Raw genomic sequence first — 22,363 nt, 5'->3', positions numbered from 1 at the left:
GTACAACCTAATGTTTTAGTTCAAATAATAAATTAATATTCGTTTTTAATACTCTTTCTAACTGTTTTTTTTGTTTTTCAGCTTGCACTTTTTCTGCTAAGGCAGACTGTTCACATAAAACTTTAAACGTTAATCCCTCTTCGCTTTCTGTTATAGATATGGTATCAACAAGCGATCGTTGCCTTACATTTAAAGCAGCTGAAAATTGTAAAACAGCTCCTAATAGGCGGATTTTTTTTTGTTCACTTTTATCAAACCAACCTTCAAATGGAGATAAATATTGTTTAAATAGCATTTTTGATTTATAAGATGCAATAAGTGCTAACCTCACTCTATCTTTATGCATCATGCCATCAATTGTCTTATTCGCTAATAAATAAAACGTATGTAAACGGCTCGCTTCTTCGTCTATATATTTGCCTATATTAAATACTTTCGCTGCTTGATGGAACACTTCCCAGTCTTTTACTGACATAGAAATAAGCCCTATTTCCTCAAGTTGTTTGCAAATTAGTCTTCCATGTTTAATAAGTTGAATAACAAATTCCATGTCCATTTCGTATTCATGTGATAGTAAATACAAACTTTCTTCAACTACGTTCGGATAATATGAAATCCCCAAATCTTTTGTCAACTCTTCATAGAAAACACCTTCTCTTAACCCTTTTCTACTTAATACAAATGCCGGTGCCTCTATAACATGAACAAGTGTATGAAATACTTCAACCGCTGGAATAATCGTATCTGCTCGATCTTTTGCCAATCCTTCCAATTTCTGAAGTTCTATGAACGACAATTTTTCCAATTCCTCTTTTACACTTTCAATATCTTCTTCTTTCATCTTGTATAAATGTAATCCTGCTATAGGATAACATATTAAATTTTGATGGATTTTTACTAAGTTCCTAGCACTACCACCAATTGCAATAAGAGGCAATTTCTTATTGATTAACCATGGTAACGTTCGAAATTGAGACTCTAAATACTGTTGCATTCCCTCTAGCTCATCTTTAGTAGGAATATCACCTTTAATAAATTGTTGCTTTAAAGAAAGTGCCCCAAAAGGAAAACTATGGTACTCTAAAATCTCTCTATTTCTAAAGTATGTAACTTCCGTACTTCCCCCACCAATATCTACCGTTATTCCTTCTGAAAACGATGTAGAATTCATAACCGCCAAGTATCCGTAACGCGCTTCCTCATACTCTGATAATACTCTAAGAGTAAAGTCCGTTTGTCCTTCAACAAGCTTTTTAATTTCCTCTTGATTCTCCGACTGTCTAATTGTTGCTGTTGCAACACAAAGTACATGATGCAACTGATGGAATCTTGTACTTTCTTGAAATTGAAATAATGTCTGTAATAATACTTCTATTCCCTCTTCATTCAACACACCATCAATTAAGTAATTCCTTAACCTAGCAACAACTTTCGTATTTTCAATCTCTTTATAAAAACCTCCATTTTGCTTTTCATAAATAACTAAACGCATTGTATTAGATCCAATATCTATAATGGCATACTGTTGTTTTAATATTTCTTTCAAGCTTCTCACTCTTTCATTATCAAATTTCAAAAACATATTCTATTACTATTATACAAAATAGTTGTTTTTTGTAACAATATTGCTTTAATATTGAAAATATATACAATCACTTTTTGCGTATAATAAATACCTATTTTATTTATGGTATAATAATGAAAAATTGAAAGGAGATTCAATATGAAACCTTCACAACCACAATCTCAATTACAAAACCAACATTCTATTAATCGACTAGCTCAATCTATTTTCGTTGTGAATCGTCATGCTAAAGCAGCTACTAATCCTAAATATTTATACTGGTTAAAAAAGACAGCTTTAGAACGTTTGATTGCTGAAAAAAAAGCAATTAAAGAAGGATTGCATTTTTCTAGAAACCCACGTTTTAGCCAACAACAATCTGATGTCCTTATACGTTTAGGCGATTATTTTTTCCACATCCCTCCTACGAAAGAAGATTTTCGAATTCTACCGCATCTTGGTCATCTTGAATCCTCCTATCGAAATCCGAAAACAACCTTATCTTTAACAGTAGCAAAAAAAACACTTCAAGATTATATTGGTCCTGAAGCATTAAAACAAGAAAAAAAATTAAGTGAGCCTGTTCCATGGTATAGTCGTACTTATACAAAAAAATAAAACAGTTTGGCCAAGTGTAGGCCAAACTGTTTTATTTTTTCTCTTCTTTAATTTTAATATTTGCTTGTTTATAAAAAGCTACTTTTTCTGTATTATAAGACTTTGTAAATTCATTAAATTTATCTTTTTCTGACTCAATATCCTTATAAGATTGATTTACTACTTTTACTTTTTCACTAATATCTTTTAATTTAGTACCTTTATCTTGTAACATTGTATATAACTCTTTTTCTTGTTTTAAAGATTTGTTATAGCTGTCATACATTTTATTAAATGAATCGTGGCGTTTCTCATACGTGCTTTTCACTTTATCAGCTTGATCTTTCAATTTCTTATCTTCAATTTTCTTCACATACTTATCAGCTGACTTCACTTCTTCTTGCGCTTTATTTAAAACTTCTTTTTCTTTTGTAAGCACTTTTTCTCGTTCAGTTGTATTTTTCACTGCTTGATTCAGTTTTTCTTTAACAGTTTGATTATTATCTTTTCCTTCTTGAACAATCTGGTTATATAATTCTTGTCCTTCTTTCTCTAAAGTCTCAAGTTTTTTTGCATCTTCAAACATTGTTTTTTCTTGTTTAGCAGCGTTTTCAAACGCTACATATAATTCTTCTTCTGGTTTCGGACCGAAACAACCGGCTAATAAAATCATTGATAATGTAGTTACAATTGCTAATTTACTATATTTCAACATCTCTTCCTCCTACTTATAAACGACCATCGTGTAATATAAAAAAGTTATAAAATATGTAATTGTTCTATACACTCGCATCTTTTTTACGAAGATCATTAATATTGTTTGTACAAATTATTACTTGATATTACATTATTCTTTTTGAATTATTTAGCAATTCCATATCCATCTTTAAGTATACTACTTCGTGTTTTTTAAGGCCTGTTCACACTATGTATTACTTTAATATCCACGGAATTTCACCTCAGTCTTAATAAGACTATAATAGTTCACCTGATAAAAGGTGATCGCTCCGCTCTCACGTCTATCATTCCCTTTCCAGCTTTCTATCAATTAATCTCTTTGTTCATTTTACACAGTACAATCGATATCTCGCAACAACTTACAAATATTCTTTTCATTTCCTAAAAAGGAAAAGTGTAGAGCTTGCTTTCCTCTACACTTTTAAAATAAAACACACTGTGCAAATTGCATTGGCACTACCATCATAATTATATGCTTATTTCATATATTTTTAAAGACTTTTATTACAAACGCGGCGTTTTTTGTAATAAAAGTCAAAAAAATGTTACAAATAAAACATCTTCCTATCATATATCTTCAAATCAAAGCTTCACTCATTTTCTTGCAAATTTCTATACTGGTACAATTGATTTTGCGACTTTCTCAACAGTTCTTCAAACGTTTTTCCTTCTACTGGATAGCTAGCTGCTCCAAATAAAAGAGTGACACTGAGTAAATCACCTTCTATTTCACTTTCAATATTTTTCATTAATCGTTTTGTTATTGTTGATGTTTCATGACCATTATCAATTGCTACAATAACGTACTTATTTTCATCCCACTTTGTAACAACATCGCCCTTCCGAATTGTCTTTACAATGGTACTCTCTAATTTTTGTACTAACACTCCCAACTTTTTTTCTTGCAACGTGTCTTTTAATCCTTCCCATTCTTTTACAGAAAGAATGTACACTGTAATATTACGAGAATCTCTTTCAGATAAAGCAGCTACTTTCCCAAAAAAATCAACAACAAAATCATTGCTTGCCATTCCTCCTACTTCCATACCCATACGCTCGTTTGTTCTTTTATCGTACCAATGTCCAAAATAATAACTTAGTATCATTTGCAATATATAAATAATAAAGACGGTATAAAATGATCGTGAATCCAGTTTTGCAATTACATCCTGAAGTGCAATCCATTCTGTAACTGCCACAGTATTGCCAAGCAATAATCCACTAATTTTTCCTTTATGTTTCATACTTTTCCCCCTTTTATACCAATATATGTTTCTATATCAATAATGTTTTTCTACAAAATAAAAAATGTACATATGCAATGTACATTTCTGCTTAAGCTTGTATACCTTTTCTACTCTATTTCATATATATAATATATAACTTTTATAGAAAGGAGTAATCTATATGCTACAAAAAGAGAATCTATCAGATGCTATGCGTTTGCTAGCTGGTTTTCTATTATCATTAAAATTATTATTTACCTCTTTCGGGATACACTTTATTACAAACGATCAAATCGACGCTATTGTTAATGTTGTTTCATTTTTATTTATTCTATACTTTGGCTACAAAAATAACTATGTAGGAAAAAAAGGAATGGAGCAAAAGAAAATACTCAAAAAACACAACCTTCACTAAAAAAGGAACCTTTTGTACAGGTTCCTTTTTATCATTGACGCACAACAACTTCATTTGTTTGCAGTGGGCCATATGATATCTCTTTATCTTGAAATGTATATGTAGCCTGAAAGAATGTTTGTTTAAGAGCTTTATCTTTATTAGCTTTTATTTTACAACGTAGTTCCACCTTCTCATTTGGTAACAAATCATCAATTCGCCATCTAACAAGCTGGAATAAAAACTCACTTATCCCCTTATCAACTTTTAAAGAATTAGGAATATAAGCAAAGTAATCTCGAATCATATGACTTACAACAACTCTCGAAATCATTTCTACCCCTTTATTTTCCACTTCAATTCTCATAATAAGTATGTCGTTTACATCGTAGGTCAATTCATACGAAAATTGTTCTGTATACATACTACCAATTTGTAATGTAACGGCTACTTGAGGAAATTCGTTTTCCTTTTTCGATCCGTCAATCCACAATACTGGTTGTAGCGGTATTGAATACTTTCCTGTATCCGAAATTCGTCCCCATATTTTCATAATATATATTCACCTCATTTCAGATGTAACATACACACAATGAATTCCCCAAATTCCTAAAGCTTGCTACAAGCAATGTTTAATATTTCTCTTCCTTTTATCCTATTCGACAATATGAAGAAAAAACCATTTTTCATCTATTAACAGAAGGTGTTCTTTATGAAATTTTTTTACAATTTACTTCATTCCCTTCATAGCAATATTCGTATGGCTCACTCGTTCTCTACTCATACGAAAGAATATTTTGACGGAAGAAAAAATTTGCCTTATAGTCAAATTTGACTATAATATTCTTTATGGCATATAAGTGCACTTATGGAAAAGAAATTAACATCAACTATACATTTAAATTTTTTATCCACTGCACTCAAAATTTAATATAGTTTACTTATTTCTAAAGGAGGGTTATATTTGGAAACTCAACCATTAAAAAAAGAAGCCAACAAGACAAAATTTGTTGTTGCTGGTTTACTGCTTGGTATATTAATGGCCGCAATGGATAATACAATCGTTGCAACCGCAATGGCAACAATCGTTGGAGACCTGGGAGGATTTGATAAGTTTGTTTGGGTCACATCAGCTTATATGGTAGCAACAATGGCAGGGATGCCTATCTTCGGGAAACTTTCTGATATGTACGGGCGGAAACGTTTTTATATTGGTGGCCTCATTCTTTTCTTATTCGGTTCTGCGCTCTGCGGAACAGCTTCAAGCATTGAGCAATTAAGTATTTATAGAGCTATTCAAGGGATCGGTGGTGGTGCCCTTATGCCTATCGCCTTCACAATTATGTACGATATCTTCCCACCAGAAAAACGCGGGAAGATGACAGGACTATTCGGTGCTGTTTTCGGGACATCTAGTGTATTCGGTCCTTTATTAGGTGCTTATATTACAGACTATATAAGTTGGCATTGGGTCTTCTATATCAATATTCCATTAGGACTTATCTCCTTTTTCTTCATTACTAAATACTACAGTGAGTCTCTAGAATTTAGAAAACAAAAAATTGATTGGGCTGGTGCTATTACACTTGTCATAAGTATCGTTTGCTTAATGTTCGCATTAGAACTTGGTGGTAAGGAATATGCCTGGAATTCTACTGTAATTATTGGCTTATTTACAACAGTAGTTATTACGCTTATTATTTTCTTCTTTGTAGAACGAAAAGCAACCGAGCCTATTATTTCATTCCATCTATTTAAAAAACCTTTATTCGCAGCTAGTCAAGGAGTTGCCTTTTTCTATGGTGCCGCTTTCATTATCTGTACAGTTTATATTCCAATCTTCATTCAAGGCGTCCTTGGAGGTTCCGCCTCTAATGCTGGATTAATTTTAACACCAATGATGGTTGGTTCTGTAATTGGAAGTCAAACGGGAGGACAATTAGCTTCTCGAACAAGCTATCGTAACATTATGATGGTATCTGGTGTCTTCTTCGTTCTTGGTATTTATTTATTAAGTACTTTAACAATGGACACACCTCGTTTACTCGTAACACTATTTATGATTCTCGCTGGGCTTGGTGTTGGTTTCTCATTCTCAGTATTAAGTATGTCTTCTATTCACAAGTTGGAAATGCGGGACCGTGGTTCGGCGACATCAACAAACTCATTCTTCCGATCACTCGGTATGACTCTTGGTGTAACGATTTTTGGTACAATTCAAAATCATATTTTTACAGATAAACTAAACTCTGTATTCCCCCCTGGACTAGCAAAATTAGCTCCAAAAGGCGGAGACACAAGTTTCTTATTATCACCAGGCGCTACCGCAAAAATTCCTGCTGAAATATTAGCGGGTATTAAGGAAGCTCTCGCTACATCTATTGCGAACACATTCTTCTGGGCACTCATCCCGGCTGTACTAAGTATTATTTGTATTTTACTTATGGGAAATGAACGCCTCTTTACAGGCCCTAAAAAGAAAGAAAAACAAAAGCAAGTTAGTTAATATAAAAAAGAAGCGGCATATCCCTTTATGAAAAAGGATATGCCGTTTATAATATGTATAAAGTTTTTATATACAGGAGTTGAGACAGCATGAGCATGAAATTAGTCATTCTCGGCTTACTACTCGAAGGAGATAAACATCCATATGAAGTGCAGCATATTATGAAAGAACGACAAATGGATTGTTACATTAAATATGCTAAAGGATCACTTTATTACGCCTTCGAGCAATTAGAAAAGCAAGGGGCAATTCATATTACAAATGTAATTAGAGACACAAATCGACCTGACAAAACGATTTTTCATATAACAGAAGAAGGCAAAAAACTATTCCACACTTTACTATTAAAACAATTCGAAGCCAAAAACCAAATATATAAACCTATTTATTCAGCCTTATCTTTCGCTCACTTTAGCAATGATCACGAATTAGTTCCTATTTTAGAAAAAAAGAAAAACGATACTCTTCAATATTTACATACTATGCAAACGATATATGATTGTAATAAAGGAAAGGTTCCACGTGCACAACTATATATTTTGCAAAGTGTAATTGAGCATATTACAGTTGAATTACAATGGCTAAACACCCTCCTTAAAGATGCTATAGCAGGCCAACTTTCAGAAGTTGCTATAGATGAAGATTGAGCTATGAAAGAAGACATCCCTACTTCTTTCATAGCTCAATTTCTCTTTTCATACTGTAATATTATTAGTTACTCCAGAATATAAAAAGTCAGAATACTAAGAAATAAAAACTTTAGAATTTTCTTATTTTAAAACAGTAGACAAAATTCCAAAAATTATGTTAAAATTTGTTTCAATATCATATCGCTTGTTAAATTCCTTTCAAAAGGAAAATAGGTACACGAAAGTTTCGTTTCGTGTTTAAAAGGGAAGCTTGGTGAAACTCCAACACGGTCCCGCCACTGTAAATGCTGAGATTTCTTTTTGGTGCCACTGTGAAAACGGGAAGGTGAAAGAAATTATATGAAGCATAAGTCAGGAGACCTGCCTGTTTTAACAACACTGATAGATTCACGGATGATGATGAGGTGTTAAAACAAAAAGGAAGGCTTATTTTCTATGTCTTTGTACTTTTTGTTATAGGTATTTCCTAGTAAACGGAAATGCTTACTTTCAATTAGGGAGGAATTTAAAATGGCAATTCAAACAAGTAACTTAGGTTATCCACGTATCGGACTACAACGAGAGTGGAAAAAAACATTGGAAGCTTTTTGGTCCAATAAAATCGATGAAGAACAATTTTTAACAACAATGAAAGAAATTCGCCTTCAACACGTAAAAGTACAGCAAGAAAAAGGGATTGAACTCATTCCAATTGGCGACTTTACATATTATGATCACGTTTTGGATACTGCCTATATGCTAGGATTTATTCCATCACGTTTTTCTGAGTTTACATCTTACCTTGATGTATATTTCGCAATGGCGCGTGGCTCTAAAGATCACGTAGCTTCCGAAATGACAAAATGGTTTAACACAAACTATCACTATATCGTTCCTGAATATGAAGAGGGATTACAAATCTCTTTAAAAGATAATCGTCCACTTCGCTTATACGAAGAGGCAAAACAAGAATTAGGAGTAGATGGAAAGCCTGTTATTTTAGGACCATATACTTTCTTAAAATTAGCTAAAGGTTATACACAAGAACAATTTCCTACCATTTTAAAACAGTTAGTTGCACCTTACGTACAACTGCTTTCAGAACTACATGCAGCTGGTGCACCAGCCATTCAAGTTGATGAACCGATTTTCGCTTCTTTAACTAAAAAAGAAGTTCAACAAGCAAAAGAAATTTATGAAGCTATTCGTAAAGAAGTTCCAAATGCGACTCTTCTTTTACAAACATATTTTGATAGCGTAGAAGAAAACTATGAAGAAATTATTACATTCCCGGTATCCGGTATTGGATTAGATTTCATTCATGGTAAAGAAGGTAATCTAAATGCTATTTCAAAATATGGATTCCCAGCTGATAAAACTTTAGCTGTCGGTTGTATAGATGGCCGTAACATTTGGAGAGCTGACCTTGATGAAGTTCTTGAGTTATTTACAACGTTACAAAAACAAGTCCAAACGAAAGATATCATCGTTCAGCCTTCTTGTAGCTTATTGCATACACCAATCGATAAAACAGAAGAAACTCACTTATCGACTGAGCTGTTTGATGCGTTAGCATTTGCAAATCAAAAATTAGAAGAATTAGTTCTTATTCATTCCGCTCTCACTCAAGGTACAGAAAGCATTAGTAATGAGCTGGAAACATATCGAAACGTACATCATACAATTCGTTCATCTGCTGCACGTAACCGAGAAGATGTCAAAGCAGCACGAACAGCACTAAAAGAAGAAGATTTTTCACGTCCTCTTCCATTTGAAAAACGATACGAATTACAACAAGTTGCTCTAGAGTTACCGCTATTACCAACAACGACTATTGGTAGCTTCCCGCAAACAACTGAAGTTCGTCAAACGCGAAAAGAATGGCGTAACGGTGTTATTTCAAATGAACAATATGAACAATTTATTGAAAAAGAGACAGAAAAATGGATTCGTTACCAAGAAGAAATTGGGCTTGATGTCCTTGTACATGGTGAATTTGAAAGAACTGACATGGTCGAATATTTTGGTGAGCGCCTTGCTGGTTTCTCATTCACTAAAAACGGTTGGGTACAATCATACGGTTCCCGCTGCGTAAAACCACCTGTTATTTATGGTGATGTAGCCTTTATTAACGGCATGACTATTAAGGAAACAGTTTATGCGCAAAGCTTAACAGAGAAAGTTGTAAAAGGAATGTTAACCGGACCTGTTACAATTTTAAATTGGTCCTTCGTTCGAAATGATATTCCAAGAAAAGAAGTTTCGTATCAAATTGCACTAGCTCTTCGTCACGAAATTGAACTACTTGAATCTTCCGGAATTAGAGTAATCCAAGTCGATGAGCCCGCACTTCGTGAAGGAATGCCACTAAAAGAAAAAGATTGGGATACTTATATTACATGGGCAGTACAATCCTTCCTTTTAGCAACTTCTTCTGTAGCAAATGAAACACAAATTCATACTCATATGTGTTACAGTAACTTCGAAGATATTGTTGACGCGATTCGCGCATTAGATGCAGATGTAATTTCTATCGAAACATCAAGAAGTCACGGAGAATTTATTGATACATTAAAACATACAACATATGAAAAAGGCATCGGCCTAGGTGTATATGATATTCATAGCCCACGTGTACCGAGTAAAGATGAAATGTATAAAATCGTAGAACAATCTTTAGAAGTATGTGATCCTAAATATTTCTGGATTAATCCTGATTGTGGTTTAAAAACGAGAAGAACAGAAGAAGTTATTCCAGCTTTAGAACATATGGTGCAAGCAGCGAAAGATGCTCGTTCCCTTTTAAAAACAAACGCATAACAAAAATGGGTTATCCTTTTCTCAGGATAACCCATTTTTTATTCTTTACTTTCAAAAAAGAATTCATATTGTATTTTATATAATTCATCATCCGTTGGCTCTTCAAGAGGAATTGCTTGTAATACAACTGTATACTCACCATTTGGAATAGGTATTTGAAATTTATTAGAAAGAATACTCGTTATAACGATACTTTCATTTTCAACTGTAAAAGGAACCGTAATCGTTCTAACTACTTCTTCTTTTTCAATATGTTTCCCTGGGGTCACTTTCACTTCACAAGTATAATCAGAAAGTGCTTCAAAAATAACAGTTCCATCTGCCTTAGCATAACCTCTTTCAAAATCTTCATCAGTCCAATCTACATAAGGCTGCTCACCGTCATAATTCATCAACATTAATTGCGAATAAGAAATCGTTAACTCCATAGTTCCCCTTCTCCTTCATTATGAAATATACAACTACTACTTCACTTCAAATTTTACTCGCGTACCATCTGGGTATTTATCTAACTTATTCCCTACCCAAGAGCCTGCTCCGCGGTTATCCGCCGGACTTATATATTCAATATGTGCTCCTTTTCCGCCTTCCTTGCACATCGCCATTGGCCATTCATCACGATCATACCCTTTTTTTGATGAATATGGTGCTAACGACAATTTCCTTCTATCTGCAGCACCACCACGATCGATTGTACAAACTTCTGAATGCCCTTCTTTTATAGCATCCGTAATATGTTTTCCTGTCTCTGGATAACGTTCTTTCGGAAATTCTAACACTTGATCATACGTATTCGTTTTCTTTACACTTGTTTCCTCTGGCACAAGTACTTCATAAACTGCTACTAAAATAGACAGAATTGCGATAATTGAAATGATAATACCTTTTAATTGCTTCATGTATACCTCCATGTTTCTACCAGTTTCTTTTCCTCCGTTATTATAACAAACTTCTCCTGTATATGTTTTCAGACATTATTTTAGTTATTCCTTGCCATTCCGCCAAAAATTTTCATTTTTTCACTAATGCTGTAGAAAACTAATAGCCTTCCGACATTCTTTTTCAAAGGAAGTCCTCATAAAAGATTGAAATGATATATACGATACTTTTTGGGGAGGAAATATGATGGAAGCTACCTATAAAACGAAAGATGTCACGAATAAAACAGGCATCCCAAAACATATAGTTCGCAAATATAGTCAACTGTTAGAAGAACATGGTTATATGATTTCCAAAACAGCTGATGCTCGTATTTATAAACTTGATGATTTAAAATTATTGAAATCTATACACGAAAGAGCTGCTACATTACAAGAAGATATTTCAGAAACGATACCGATTATTTTAAAAGAAAAAGAGGCCCCACCTGTACCAGTTATACAAGATAAGCAAGAGATACAAACGAAAGAAAAAGAAGATGGGCGTAACTTTGAGGAGTTCATGTTAAAACTTGAAATGCTAGCTCAATTAAATGAGGCAATTATTCATCAAAATTCTACTTTAATTACACAAAATCGTTTAAAGGATGAGAAACTAGACGAATTGATGCAACAAGTTTATGTAAAAGAAGGCTCTCAAGAAAAAATGCTTCAAGAGTTAGTCGATCACGCCGCTCAAACAGATGCACTGCAAAAAGAAAAGATGGACTTATTAATGAATCATATGTATAAACGAGAATCCAAACAGGAAGAAAAAATGAATAAACTTGTTAGTCAAATTTATAATAAAGACAGTAACCGTGATGCACAGCTTATGCAAGTTATTCGAGAAATTCAAGAAACAAAAAGAATGGTTGCTGCCTCAAAAGAGCAAAGCTTCTTTCAATCATTTAAAAGTTTATTTAGCCGAGCAAAACAAGAAAAAACAAATGAATAAACAATATAAAATAAAAAGTTACCTTTCATCGGTAACTTTTATTCCTTATTTTGTACAGCTGGTAATATAATAATTGCTTCAGTGCCTTTTCCACTTTCACTCTTATATTCCAATGTACCATTATGCGCTTGTAAAATACTAAATGTTACCATAAGTCCTAATCCTGTCCCTTTTTCTTTTAAAGAATAATATGGTTGCCCAAGCCTTGCTAACTGTTCATTCGTCATACCAACACCACTATCTTTAACTCTTATTATGATTGTTTCGTCTTTTTGAATAGCTGTTACTTTTAAATATCCTTTATTTCCTTGAATTGCTTCAATACCATTTTTAACAACATTCATAATAGCTTGCTTCAATTTTGTCTTATCACCAATCGTATAAAGACTTTCTGAAATTTCAACTTGTAAATATACACCTTGCATCGCTGCAAATGACGACATGAGAGTGGTCATTTCTATTAATTGGGCTGATAAACAAATGTGTTCTTTTTTCTCAATTTGCGGCCTTGCTAAATTTAAGTAATCTGAAATAATTTGTTCCGCCCGATCCAATTCAGCTAATACGAGACGCATATAATCCTTATTCTTCACATCTTCCGTACTTTCTAGCAATTGGATAAATCCACGAACAACAGTTAGTGGATTTCGAACTTCATGTGCCACACTTGCTGCTAACTCACTTACAATATTAAGCTTTTCTGATTTTTGCATCTCTGTACGTAGCAATGCATTTTCATTTAAATATTCAGTTAAATACACCTGAAATACCATTGTCATGACCATGATAAGCGAGGCAAATATAAATCCGCTATATATTTGCGAAATATACGGTGTAAATCCTGTTTCCAAAAGAACATTAATCATGCCTAATACTAAAGAAACAAGCACATAAAATGATGAAATCATAAATGCTAAAATTAATTTCTTATCCCTTGAAAAAAGAGACCATTTCTTTGATAAAAATAGCGGAACTATCAATAAAAATATTACTTCTAAAACTGGAAGAAAGCTCATTCCCTTTAGTAACCATTCGTATGCAACAAAAATAACCGCTGGGATTAAACCAACAATCCCACCATATAAAAAACCACTGACAATTGGAATGGGGTGAAAGTTATACCCACACACATTGCCAAAACAAATAGAGTATGTCATGGAGAGAACGAGCGTAACGCTAGATAAAAACATAATAAAGTAACGATTTGGCTTCGGAGGCATTTCTTGATAGCGATTTAAACGAATCGCTTCATATAAAAATAGTGGCAAAATTATGATGGCAATTTGAATCAATAAATCACGGATAAGCTCCATAACCTCTCATCCCCTATATGTATTTTGATATGATTATATCATTTTATAGGTGTATTTGTTTTAAAATTTTGATTTTTCTTAACATATTTGTTAATTCTTTGTTAACAACTCATAATAATTGTTACAGATTTTCGAAATGATTGTAAACCCTGTACCAAATTTCTTTCGTGCAGTATACAATGAATACGGATTACAAAGAAAATATAAAAATACTTTTTTAGACGGACAACTATAGCAAAATACAGCATATAATCCATACTATCTATGTTTACAAATAAGTGATCATTACTTTAGTAGGAGGAAGATAAATATGGCGGGTACTACGCTTGTTTTAAAAGAAGAAAATTTGGTTGTTCTAGAAAATGTTGAAAAATCAGTATATGAAGAGTTACAGCATAAAGCGGGAGAAGAAAACTGCACATGTGCTGTGAACGAATCAGTTGTTCACCTTGGCAAGGTATCCTCTGTACTCTGGAATGAAGATGAAATAGATTGGGAATACGGATATTAAAAAGTCGCTTATAGCGGCTTTTTTTCTCTTTTCTCTCTCTTTCTAAATAACATATACAAAGCGTAATCATAGAAAATATGATAAAATGAACTTAATTTTCAAACGGAAGAAAGGGAGATACAATGGAACAATTCATTAACCCTAGAGTGAAGGATATCCAAATTTCTGGAATCCGTCAATTCTCTAACATGATTCAAAACTATGATAATTTGATTTCTTTAACAATTGGACAACCCGATTTCCCTACACCTTCTCTCGTAAAAGAAGCGGCAAAACGGGCGATTACAGAAAACTATACAAGCTATACACATAACGCTGGTTTACTAGAATTACGTAAGGCAGCTTGTAACTTCGTAAAAGATAACTACGATTTACATTACTCACCTGAAAACGAAACCATCGTTACAATCGGTGCTAGCGAAGCAATTGATGTTGCATTCCGAACGATTTTAGAGCCAGGAACAGAAGTAATTTTACCTGCTCCTATTTATCCAGGTTACGAACCCATTATTCGATTATGCGGTGCAACGCCTGTTTTTGTAGATGTTCGTGAAACTGGATTTCGTTTAACAGCTGAAGCGCTTAAAAATGCTATTACAGAAAAAACAAGATGTATCGTACTACCGTATCCTTCTAATCCAACTGGTGTAACTTTATCAACAGAAGAGCTAAAAGATATTGTAGATGTTTTAAAAGATAAAAATATTTTCGTCCTTTCAGATGAAATTTATAGCGAGCTTGTATATGAACAAAAGCATACATCTATCGCTCATTTCCCAGAAATGCGTGAAAAGACAATTGTCATTAACGGTTTATCTAAATCACATTCTATGACTGGCTGGCGTGTTGGACTTTTATTTGCACCAAGCTATTTAGCAGGACACATATTAAAAGTTCATCAATATAATGTAACGTGTGCTACTTCAATCGCTCAATACGCTGCAATTGAAGCATTAACAGCAGCTAAAGACGCACCAAAAATGATGCGCCACCAATATAAAAAACGCCGTGATTACGTATATAATAGACTCACTCAAATGGGATTAACAGTTGAAAAGCCAACAGGTGCATTTTACTTATTCCCATATGTTGGTCATTTGACATCTTCATCATTTGATTTTGCACTTGATCTTGTCAAAGAAGCGGGACTAGCTGTAGTTCCTGGAACAGCATTCTCTGAATACGGTGAAGGCTACCTTCGCTTGTCCTATGCGTATAGTATCGAAACTTTAAAAGAAGGCTGCGACCGATTAGAAGCCTTTCTAATGAAAAAAGCTAAGAGTTAAACTCTTAGCTTTTTTATGCATAATGATCACAAGTTTGACGTTTTAGTAATTTATGAGGAATAATGATACACTTTGCAGTGGATTCTGCATTCTCTACTTTATCAACTAAAGCTTTTGCTGCCTCATATCCTAGCTGATAAATATTCACATCAACTGTCGAAAGTGGAGGGCTCGCAATTTCTGATAATAAAGCATTATTAAAGCTTACAATAGAAACATCTTTCGGTACAACAAATCCTTTTTTAGAAAGAGCACTTAACACACCAAGTCCAATTAAGTCATCCGTCGCCATAATTGCCGTTGGCGGTTGCTGCAGTCCCATTAATTCCTCAACAGCTTGTTGACCACTTTCCCTCGAAAAATCAAAATGTAAAATATATTCTTTTGGTAATACAATGTCTGCTAATTTCAAGGCATCACTCATACCAGCTAAACGATCTCTCGTTACAAGTAAATCTGACCCACCACCAATGAACGCGATTTGCTTATGCCCTAATGAAATTAAATATTCTGCCACTTCTCTTGCAGCTGTATAATTGTCATTATCTACATATGTAATTTCATCTTTTCGATCATATGGTTTTCCTATTAAAACAAACGGGAAATTTTGTTCATGTAAATATTGAATAATCCGATCATTCTCCCTTGAATATAAAAGAATAATGCCACCAATTTGGCGTCCCTGTACCATCTTTACGACACCATTAAAAATTTCTTCTTCCGTTTCACCTGTCGACATGTAAAGCGCATAACCTTCTACGTGTGCAAATGAACTAATCCCTCTTATAACTTCTGGGAAAAATGGATTTTGAAAAGCTTTACTTGCAGAACTTGGCATAACAAGACCAAGTGTTTTCGTCGTTTGGTTCGCAAGATTTCTCGCATTTAAATTGGGATGATACCCTAATTCACTCATCACTTTCCTAACACGGCGCTTTGTCTTTTCACTTATACTTGGATTATCAGCAATTACACGAGAAACTGTTGATGGTGCCACATTCGCTTGCTTCGCCACATCTTTAATTGTAACTGTCATAAAAATCCCCCTCCTCTCATTTCTCTGCCATTTTTCATATATTTTATCTCGCACTCATTGCAAGTCATAAACTTTCATTTCTTATATCTTGCAAAACTAATCCTATTCTCCCTCTTCATGTATTGTAAGGGATATAGCTATTTTTTCCTATACTATAATATACTATTTATTTCACTTCTTTTCACATGTGATGTCAAATCTCTTTTCATCTCCCTATAAACTTATTTATAGGGAGATGAAAAGAAAAATGGGACGTAATGTCCCATTTTTCATCCTTTTGTACCTCCAGCTGTTAAACCGGAAACAAAATATTTTTGTAGTGATAGGAATAAAATTGAAATCGGGATCGCAATTAACACAGAACCCGCTGCAAACGTTGTAAATTCATTACCGAATTTTTTCGCAACCATTTCATATAATCCAACTGCTAAAGTATAATTTTCTGGTGTTCGCAAAATGATACTCGCTAAAATGAAATCTGTAAATGGACCAATGAAAGTAAATAATGCTACAACCGCTACGATTGGCTTTGCAAGTGGCATAATGATTTGCCAGAAAATACGGAAATGCCCTGCTCCATCCATTCGAGCTGATTCATCTAGTTCTTTCGGAATCGTATCAAAATACCCTTTCATAAGCCATGTATTCATCGGAATTGCTCCGCCCACATAAATTAAAATTAATGCAAGATGTGTATCAAGTAATCCTGTTAACTGAGCTAATATATATAGTGCGATTAACGCTGCAAAATTCGGGATCATTTGCAGAATTAAAAATGTTAATAAACCATTCTTTCTTCCAACAAAACGATATCTCGAAAATGCATAAGCAGTAAAACTAATGGCTAGTACAGAGAAAATCATCGTCATTACGCTAACTTTCAAAGTATTTTTATACCAAAGTAAGTAATTACTTGAATCGAGATCAAGTAGCTTGCGATAATGATCTAATGTGGCATTTTTTGGAATGATACTTGACCCAGATAAACTATCTCCTGGATTAAACGATGAGCCAATTATCCATAGTAATGGATAGAAAACAATCGCACACATTATGAAGATAACTAAATAACTTAATGAAAGACGTAGCATCTTTTGTCGTTTAATATTCATTTACATCATATCCTCTTCTTGGAATGATTTTGTTCTCTTAAATTGCCATAACGCAACTGTAATAACGATTAACGATAAAATCATTGTAAGAGCTGCTGCTTTGCCGTATTGAGCCGAAGTCATCGTTAACTTATAGATCCATGAAATTAAAATATCCGTTCCACCTGCATTTTGTCCAGACACAGCAGGTCCCCCGTTATTAAATAGATAAATAATACTAAAATTATTAAAGTTAAACGTATATTGCGTAATTAATATTGGCGCTGTTGCGTATAACACTAGTGGCAATGTAATTTTGCAGAACTGTTGCCAAGCAGTTGCTCCATCTACTGTAGCCGCTTCATATAATTCTCCTGGAATCGATTGCAGTATACCTGTTGTCATCGCAAAGACGAACGGGAAACCAAGCCACGTTTGAATCATAATTAAAGCAATCTTTGACCAAAACGGGTCTGTCATCCAAGCAATCTTTTCAATTCCGAATAAAGCTAATACTTGGTTATTAATTGCTCCAAATGTTTCATTAAACATACCAGCAAATACAAGAATAGATACGAATGCTGGAACAGCCCACGGTAAAATAAAGATTGTTCGAATAATTGCCTTACCTTTAATACCAGGCTGATTTACGATAATCGCTAAAAAAATACCAAGTGCAACTTGTAATGTTGTTGCAACGAATGTCCAAATGACAGTCCAAGAAAATACACTTAAAAATGTATCTCTCCACATCGGTAATGTGAAAATATCAATAAAGTTTTTAAAGCCCACCCAATCTACTAATTTAGCTGGAGGAGAATGATATAAATCATAGTTTGTAAATCCAATTAAAATTACGAAGATGATTGGAAATACGACAACAAAGATAAGTAGTAGAAAACCTGGTGAAACCATTAAATAAGGAAAGCCTTGATCTAACAAATTACGGTATTGCTCTTTTACAGAATTTAACGGTGTTCCAATATCACGTTTCTTCCCATTTTGATATGCATCATATAAGTTAAATGCATATATGCCAAGCCCAAAAGCGATAACGATAAGCGCCAAAATCCCTTCTACTAATAGAAAGACGGAATGGTCACGTGGAACTTCTGTACCGAGCGTTACAATGCCCCATAATCCCATATTTAATAAATCAGCAAAGGCTACAATAAATGAACCTGTTAATACTAGAAAAATAAGACCTTTTACAAATTGTTTATTATACATTTGGCCCACGCCTGGAATGATTGATAACATGGTTGCCACTTTCCTATGCTTTGAATCATTTAACCCTTTTGCAGGTTCCATAGATGTTTGCATGTTCCTTCCCCCTTTTTTCTTCCCACATGGAAGGGAGAGAATTCGTGCCCCTCATATTAGAGGCACGAATTTCACCTTATTTTTTCTTACTATGATTTGCCTCAATATTACCTTTAATTTGTTTCACTGCACTATCAAGTGCGGATTTTGGTGCTTCTTTATCTGATACAACTAATTGAAGCGCATCTCCAGCTGGTTTCCAAACTTCTTGCATTTCTGGAATATTTGGCATTGGAATTCCATTTTCAGATTGCGTCGCAACCGCTTTTGCAGCCTCATTTTCTTTAATGATTGGATCTTCCATTACTGATTTTACTGGTGGAATTTCTTTCGTTTTCTCAAAGCGAATTTTAGCATTTTCTTCATTTGTAACCCACTCAGTAAATTTTGTAGCTAAATCATTTTGTTTAGAGAAGCTTGTTACATGCCATCCTTTTACGCCAACGAACGTTTTCATCGGTTGACCATTTGGTAATTTAGGCATTGGAGCAACACCATAGTCTATTCCAGCCTTTTCCATCGCTTGGAATGCCCATGGACCATTCATAATAGATGCTGCTTTTCCTTCATTAAATAATCCATCTGCAGCTGAACCACCAGATTCACCGATAATACCTTTCGGGAATAACTTTTCTTTATACCATTTTTGAATATATTCAGCACCTTGTACCGCACCGCTATTATTTAATCCAATATCATTTGCATTTGGCTTTCCATCTTTTTCACCAAATACATAACCACCCATACCTGCCATAAATGCATTAGCAAAGTAGAAGTTATCTCCTAATGCTAAAAATCCATATTTTCCATCTTTCGTAAAGTCTTTTGAGAAGTTAAACAGTTCATCCATCGTTTCTGGCGCTTTTTGCATCATTTTTTTATTATAAATAAAGACTGGTGTCTCAATTGCTTTTGGTAAACCATATATTTTTCCGTTATATGTTTGTGCTTCTATTGATAAATTAGTAAATTTACTTTTTACTGTATCATCTACTTTCACTTCTGAAAGTAGCCCTTCTGTTACCGCATTACCAATATGATCATGTGGCAATGTTACAACATCTGGCCCTGTGCCAGCTGGACCGTCGAGACGAAGTTTTTCTATTTGTTTCGTCATCTGAACCTCTTCAACTTTTACTTTCACATTATATTTCTTTTCAAAACTTTTCACCGCTGGCTCTAGACCCACACCTTTTTTCTCATCTTCCCAAACAAGAAGATCATAGTCTTTTTTCGCTTTACTTTCCTCTTTTTCCCCTGAATCTTTCGGTCCACATGCAGATAACATACCAATAGATAATGCTGAAACCGTTAATAATGATAATGCTTTCTTCATCCCAAAAACCTCCCTAAATTGTCTATGTACCTTAGTAACTGAAAACGTTTGCATTTAATAGTTTAATTGAAGCGCAAACAATATCTCAAGTCTATGAAAACGTTTGCGCTATTTGTCTATCATTATACATTCTTTTATTCATTTTGCAAATATTAATTTAAAAATTATGTCATTATACTCTTTATACATTGACTTTATATGAAATGAATACTACTCTTATAAGCAATATTAAAGCTATAAGAAAGGCAATCGTTTGCAATATAGGCTTTATTATTACACTTAAGGGAATACTATGTATAGAGATATTGAAGGGGGGATTTTCTATATGTTTAAAGAAGCCATTTATCATAGGCCGAAAGATAATTATGCATACGCTTACGATGAACAAACAATTCACATCCGAATACGTACTAAGAGAGATGATGTTCAAAGCGCCGATCTTATTTACGGTGATCCTTACGAATGGAAAGACGGGAAATGGATATCAGCAAGTACACCGATGAAAAAAACGGGTTCTACTGCATTATTTGATTATTGGTCCATTGCAATCGAACCAAAATTTAAGCGCTTACGTTATGGGTTTGAATTAAAATCTGAAACAGACACTCTTATTTATACAGAGCGAGGATTCTTTTCTAACATTCCAAATGATGATGTTGGTAACTTTTTTTGTTTTCCATTTATTCATGCAGATGATGTATTCAAAGCACCATCGTGGATTAAAGACACCATTTGGTATCAGATTTTCCCTGAGCGATTCGCTAATGGCGATAGTACGCTGAATCCAGAAAACACCCTTCCTTGGGGAAGTGCGAATCCAACTCCAACTAATTTTTTCGGCGGAGATTTTTCTGGTGTTATTCAAAACCTTGATTACCTTGTTAAACTTGGCATTTCCGGAATATATTTCACACCTATTTTCAAAGCTCATTCAAACCATAAATATGACACAATTGACTATATGGAAATTGACCCACAATTTGGGACGAAAGAAACTTTTAAAGAGCTCGTTGAAGAATGTCATAAGCACGGTATAAAAGTAATGCTCGATGCTGTGTTTAATCATAGTGGATACTTTTTCGAGAAATTTCAAGACGTACTAGAGAATGGTGAGAAGTCCGCATATAAAGAGTGGTTCCACATTCATGAATTTCCGATTATAACCGAACCACTTCCAAATTATGATACTTTCGCCTTTACACCGTATATGCCTAAATTAAATACAGCTCATCTAGATGTAAAAGAATACTTACTTGAAGTAGGACGTTATTGGGTACGAGAATTCAATATAGATGGCTGGCGCCTTGATGTCGCCAATGAAGTCGATCACAACTTTTGGAGAGAATTCCGAACTGAAATAAAGACACTAAATCCTGAAGTATATATTTTGGGAGAAATTTGGCACGATGCCCTTCCGTGGCTACAAGGCGATCAATTTGATGCTGTCATGAGCTATCCTGTTACAAACGCTCTACTTTCTTACTTTGCTAACGATTCCATTAAAGCAAGTGAATTCATGAAGCAAATTACAGAATCTCTACATTCCTACTCTATGAATGTAAATGAAGCAGCATTTCATTTATTAGATAGCCATGATACTCCAAGAATTTTAACAACATGCAACGGAGATAAAAATAAGTTGAAATTGCTCTATGTATTCCATCTTTCTTTCATCGGCTCTCCTTGTATTTATTACGGAGATGAAATCGGTATGGATGGCGGCATGGACCCTGATTGCCGTAAATGTATGATTTGGGATACTAAAGAACAAGATCATGCATTATTTACCCATATACAAACATTGATTTTATTACGGAAACAACATAAAGCATTTGGAGGACATGGTACTTTTCAATTCATCGAAGCAAATGATGAACATAATTATATTTCTTATACGAAAACATATGAGGATGAAACTATCTTTTTCGTTTTAAACCCTACTAATAGTGAAGTTACAGTTTCACTCCCTCTTCATGTTACTGGTAAGAAAATAATTAACATTTATACAAACGAAGAATTTTCAGCAGAAGCAAGTGTATTACAAGTTACACTTCCTCCATATGGATTCTCCATATTAAAATGGTAATCCAAAAAAGCCTTATGCCAAGTTTGAAGTGG

20 protein-coding genes and 1 riboswitch are annotated in these 22,363 nt (G+C 34.0%); of the genes, 9 read left to right on the top strand and 11 right to left on the bottom strand.

Translation table 11 applies throughout. The features are described from left to right. Positions 1–7: 7 nt before the first annotated feature. Positions 8–1,582, bottom strand: a complete 1,575-nt coding sequence (gene ppx / locus ACS2QP_RS02045) for an exopolyphosphatase (RefSeq protein ID WP_326263811.1) — start codon at positions 1,580–1,582, stop codon at positions 8–10. A gap of 141 nt (positions 1,583–1,723) precedes the next feature. On the opposite strand from ppx, the gene ACS2QP_RS02040 reads away from it, so the two are divergent. Beyond that, the gene (locus ACS2QP_RS02040) at positions 1,724–2,182 is read left to right on the top strand and encodes a YkyB family protein (protein ID WP_000804864.1); all 459 of its coding nucleotides are present in this window, start codon (positions 1,724–1,726) and stop codon (positions 2,180–2,182) included. Positions 2,183–2,213: 31 nt separating this feature from the next. Here ACS2QP_RS02040 and ACS2QP_RS02035 read toward each other — a convergent pair whose 3' ends face one another. Both ACS2QP_RS02035 and ACS2QP_RS02030 read right to left on the bottom strand, forming a co-directional pair. Next, the gene (locus tag ACS2QP_RS02035; protein ID WP_000922498.1) at positions 2,214–2,876 is read right to left on the bottom strand and encodes a YkyA family protein; all 663 of its coding nucleotides are present in this window, start codon (positions 2,874–2,876) and stop codon (positions 2,214–2,216) included. A 613-nt stretch (positions 2,877–3,489) separates the two neighbouring features. Further along, positions 3,490–4,143, bottom strand: a complete 654-nt coding sequence (locus tag ACS2QP_RS02030) for a diguanylate cyclase domain-containing protein (RefSeq protein ID WP_000680820.1) — start codon at positions 4,141–4,143, stop codon at positions 3,490–3,492. A 163-nt stretch (positions 4,144–4,306) separates the two neighbouring features. Here ACS2QP_RS02030 and ACS2QP_RS02025 point away from each other — a divergent pair, with 163 nt between their 5' ends. Beyond that, on the top strand, positions 4,307–4,540 hold the full coding sequence (locus ACS2QP_RS02025; RefSeq protein ID WP_000939448.1) for an SPP1 phage holin family protein: 234 nt from the start codon (positions 4,307–4,309) through the stop codon (positions 4,538–4,540). 31 nt (positions 4,541–4,571) lie between these two features. On the opposite strand, the gene ACS2QP_RS02020 is transcribed toward ACS2QP_RS02025, so the two are convergent. Further along, positions 4,572–5,072: a hypothetical protein gene (locus ACS2QP_RS02020; protein ID WP_000708120.1), complete on the bottom strand. Its 501-nt coding sequence runs from the start codon at positions 5,070–5,072 to the stop codon at positions 4,572–4,574. 411 nt (positions 5,073–5,483) lie between these two features. On the opposite strand from ACS2QP_RS02020, the gene ACS2QP_RS02015 reads away from it, so the two are divergent. The 3 genes from ACS2QP_RS02015 (at position 5,484) to metE (ending at position 10,474) form a co-directional block, all read left to right on the top strand. Continuing rightward, positions 5,484–7,025, top strand: coding sequence for an MDR family MFS transporter (locus ACS2QP_RS02015; protein ID WP_438882112.1), 1,542 nt, complete (start codon positions 5,484–5,486; stop codon positions 7,023–7,025). 89 nt (positions 7,026–7,114) lie between these two features. Then, complete coding sequence (locus tag ACS2QP_RS02010) at positions 7,115–7,672, top strand: PadR family transcriptional regulator (protein ID WP_000062061.1); 558 nt, start codon at positions 7,115–7,117, stop codon at positions 7,670–7,672. Between the two features lie 197 nt (positions 7,673–7,869). Next, positions 7,870–8,057, top strand: a riboswitch (cobalamin riboswitch). A 128-nt stretch (positions 8,058–8,185) separates the two neighbouring features. Next, positions 8,186–10,474 (top strand): 5-methyltetrahydropteroyltriglutamate--homocysteine S-methyltransferase, encoded by a 2,289-nt coding sequence (metE, locus tag ACS2QP_RS02005; RefSeq protein WP_001007609.1) that lies wholly within the window; start codon positions 8,186–8,188, stop codon positions 10,472–10,474. A gap of 38 nt (positions 10,475–10,512) precedes the next feature. On the opposite strand, the gene comJ is transcribed toward metE, so the two are convergent. Continuing rightward, positions 10,513–10,902, bottom strand: coding sequence for a competence protein ComJ (comJ, locus tag ACS2QP_RS02000; RefSeq protein ID WP_000424030.1), 390 nt, complete (start codon positions 10,900–10,902; stop codon positions 10,513–10,515). Positions 10,903–10,938: 36 nt separating this feature from the next. Next, a complete protein-coding gene (nucA, locus tag ACS2QP_RS01995; protein WP_061457673.1) occupies positions 10,939–11,373 on the bottom strand; it encodes a DNA-entry nuclease in 435 nt (144 codons plus the stop codon). Between the two features lie 226 nt (positions 11,374–11,599). Between nucA and ACS2QP_RS01990 the strand changes: the two genes are divergently transcribed. Further along, complete coding sequence (locus ACS2QP_RS01990) at positions 11,600–12,349, top strand: DUF3967 domain-containing protein (protein ID WP_000388471.1); 750 nt, start codon at positions 11,600–11,602, stop codon at positions 12,347–12,349. Positions 12,350–12,387: 38 nt separating this feature from the next. Here the strand turns inward: ACS2QP_RS01990 and kinB are convergent, their stop codons facing one another. After that, positions 12,388–13,662 (bottom strand): sporulation sensor histidine kinase KinB, encoded by a 1,275-nt coding sequence (gene kinB / locus ACS2QP_RS01985; RefSeq protein WP_000420370.1) that lies wholly within the window; start codon positions 13,660–13,662, stop codon positions 12,388–12,390. A gap of 310 nt (positions 13,663–13,972) precedes the next feature. On the opposite strand from kinB, the gene ACS2QP_RS01980 reads away from it, so the two are divergent. Together ACS2QP_RS01980 and ACS2QP_RS01975 are read left to right on the top strand one after the other, a co-directional pair. Beyond that, a complete protein-coding gene (locus tag ACS2QP_RS01980) occupies positions 13,973–14,173 on the top strand; it encodes a hypothetical protein (protein WP_000929280.1) in 201 nt (66 codons plus the stop codon). A gap of 122 nt (positions 14,174–14,295) precedes the next feature. Continuing rightward, a complete protein-coding gene (locus ACS2QP_RS01975) occupies positions 14,296–15,459 on the top strand; it encodes an aminotransferase A (protein WP_000434582.1) in 1,164 nt (387 codons plus the stop codon). A 13-nt stretch (positions 15,460–15,472) separates the two neighbouring features. On the opposite strand, the gene malR is transcribed toward ACS2QP_RS01975, so the two are convergent. The 4 genes from malR to ACS2QP_RS01955 all read right to left on the bottom strand — a co-directional run bounded on the left by malR (position 15,473) and on the right by ACS2QP_RS01955 (position 20,245). Then, entirely contained in the window at positions 15,473–16,495 is a 1,023-nt protein-coding gene (malR, locus tag ACS2QP_RS01970) for a maltose operon transcriptional repressor MalR (RefSeq protein WP_000219053.1), read from the bottom strand. Positions 16,496–16,764: 269 nt separating this feature from the next. After that, positions 16,765–17,607 carry a maltosaccharide ABC transporter permease MalD gene (gene malD, locus ACS2QP_RS01965; protein ID WP_001022603.1) on the bottom strand — a complete coding sequence of 281 codons (843 nt, stop codon included), beginning with the start codon at positions 17,605–17,607 and terminating at the stop codon, positions 16,765–16,767. After that, entirely contained in the window at positions 17,608–18,909 is a 1,302-nt protein-coding gene (gene malC, locus ACS2QP_RS01960) for a maltosaccharide ABC transporter permease MalC (protein WP_061457678.1), read from the bottom strand. 76 nt (positions 18,910–18,985) lie between these two features. Beyond that, positions 18,986–20,245, bottom strand: coding sequence for an extracellular solute-binding protein (locus tag ACS2QP_RS01955; protein ID WP_061457680.1), 1,260 nt, complete (start codon positions 20,243–20,245; stop codon positions 18,986–18,988). A gap of 325 nt (positions 20,246–20,570) precedes the next feature. Between ACS2QP_RS01955 and ACS2QP_RS01950 the strand changes: the two genes are divergently transcribed. Next, the gene (locus ACS2QP_RS01950) at positions 20,571–22,331 is read left to right on the top strand and encodes an alpha-glycosidase (RefSeq protein WP_061457682.1); all 1,761 of its coding nucleotides are present in this window, start codon (positions 20,571–20,573) and stop codon (positions 22,329–22,331) included. The last annotated feature ends 32 nt before the right edge of the window (positions 22,332–22,363 follow it).

It is taken from the genome of Bacillus cereus group sp. Bce019, from assembly GCF_051781745.1.
Taxonomy (GTDB): domain Bacteria; phylum Bacillota; class Bacilli; order Bacillales; family Bacillaceae_G; genus Bacillus_A; species Bacillus_A cereus.
Note: the sequence above shows the minus strand (reverse complement) of the source record. Positions and strands in the feature narration are given on the sequence as shown.

Coding starts and splice junctions, on each gene's coding strand:
- kinB (WP_000420370.1), bottom strand. CDS start 13,662: ATGGAGCTTATCCGTGATTTATTGATTCAAATTGCCATCATAATTTTG.
- ACS2QP_RS02040 (WP_000804864.1), top strand. CDS start 1,724: ATGAAACCTTCACAACCACAATCTCAATTACAAAACCAACATTCTATT.
- ACS2QP_RS02025 (WP_000939448.1), top strand. CDS start 4,307: ATGCTACAAAAAGAGAATCTATCAGATGCTATGCGTTTGCTAGCTGGT.
- ACS2QP_RS02035 (WP_000922498.1), bottom strand. CDS start 2,876: ATGTTGAAATATAGTAAATTAGCAATTGTAACTACATTATCAATGATT.
- malR (WP_000219053.1), bottom strand. CDS start 16,495: ATGACAGTTACAATTAAAGATGTGGCGAAGCAAGCGAATGTGGCACCA.
- ACS2QP_RS02020 (WP_000708120.1), bottom strand. CDS start 5,072: ATGAAAATATGGGGACGAATTTCGGATACAGGAAAGTATTCAATACCG.
- ACS2QP_RS01990 (WP_000388471.1), top strand. CDS start 11,600: ATGGAAGCTACCTATAAAACGAAAGATGTCACGAATAAAACAGGCATC.
- ppx (WP_326263811.1), bottom strand. CDS start 1,582: ATGTTTTTGAAATTTGATAATGAAAGAGTGAGAAGCTTGAAAGAAATA.
- nucA (WP_061457673.1), bottom strand. CDS start 11,373: ATGAAGCAATTAAAAGGTATTATCATTTCAATTATCGCAATTCTGTCT.
- ACS2QP_RS01950 (WP_061457682.1), top strand. CDS start 20,571: ATGTTTAAAGAAGCCATTTATCATAGGCCGAAAGATAATTATGCATAC.
- ACS2QP_RS01980 (WP_000929280.1), top strand. CDS start 13,973: ATGGCGGGTACTACGCTTGTTTTAAAAGAAGAAAATTTGGTTGTTCTA.
- ACS2QP_RS01975 (WP_000434582.1), top strand. CDS start 14,296: ATGGAACAATTCATTAACCCTAGAGTGAAGGATATCCAAATTTCTGGA.
- malD (WP_001022603.1), bottom strand. CDS start 17,607: ATGAATATTAAACGACAAAAGATGCTACGTCTTTCATTAAGTTATTTA.
- ACS2QP_RS02030 (WP_000680820.1), bottom strand. CDS start 4,143: ATGAAACATAAAGGAAAAATTAGTGGATTATTGCTTGGCAATACTGTG.
- ACS2QP_RS02010 (WP_000062061.1), top strand. CDS start 7,115: ATGAGCATGAAATTAGTCATTCTCGGCTTACTACTCGAAGGAGATAAA.
- metE (WP_001007609.1), top strand. CDS start 8,186: ATGGCAATTCAAACAAGTAACTTAGGTTATCCACGTATCGGACTACAA.
- ACS2QP_RS01955 (WP_061457680.1), bottom strand. CDS start 20,245: ATGAAGAAAGCATTATCATTATTAACGGTTTCAGCATTATCTATTGGT.
- comJ (WP_000424030.1), bottom strand. CDS start 10,902: ATGGAGTTAACGATTTCTTATTCGCAATTAATGTTGATGAATTATGAC.
- malC (WP_061457678.1), bottom strand. CDS start 18,909: ATGCAAACATCTATGGAACCTGCAAAAGGGTTAAATGATTCAAAGCAT.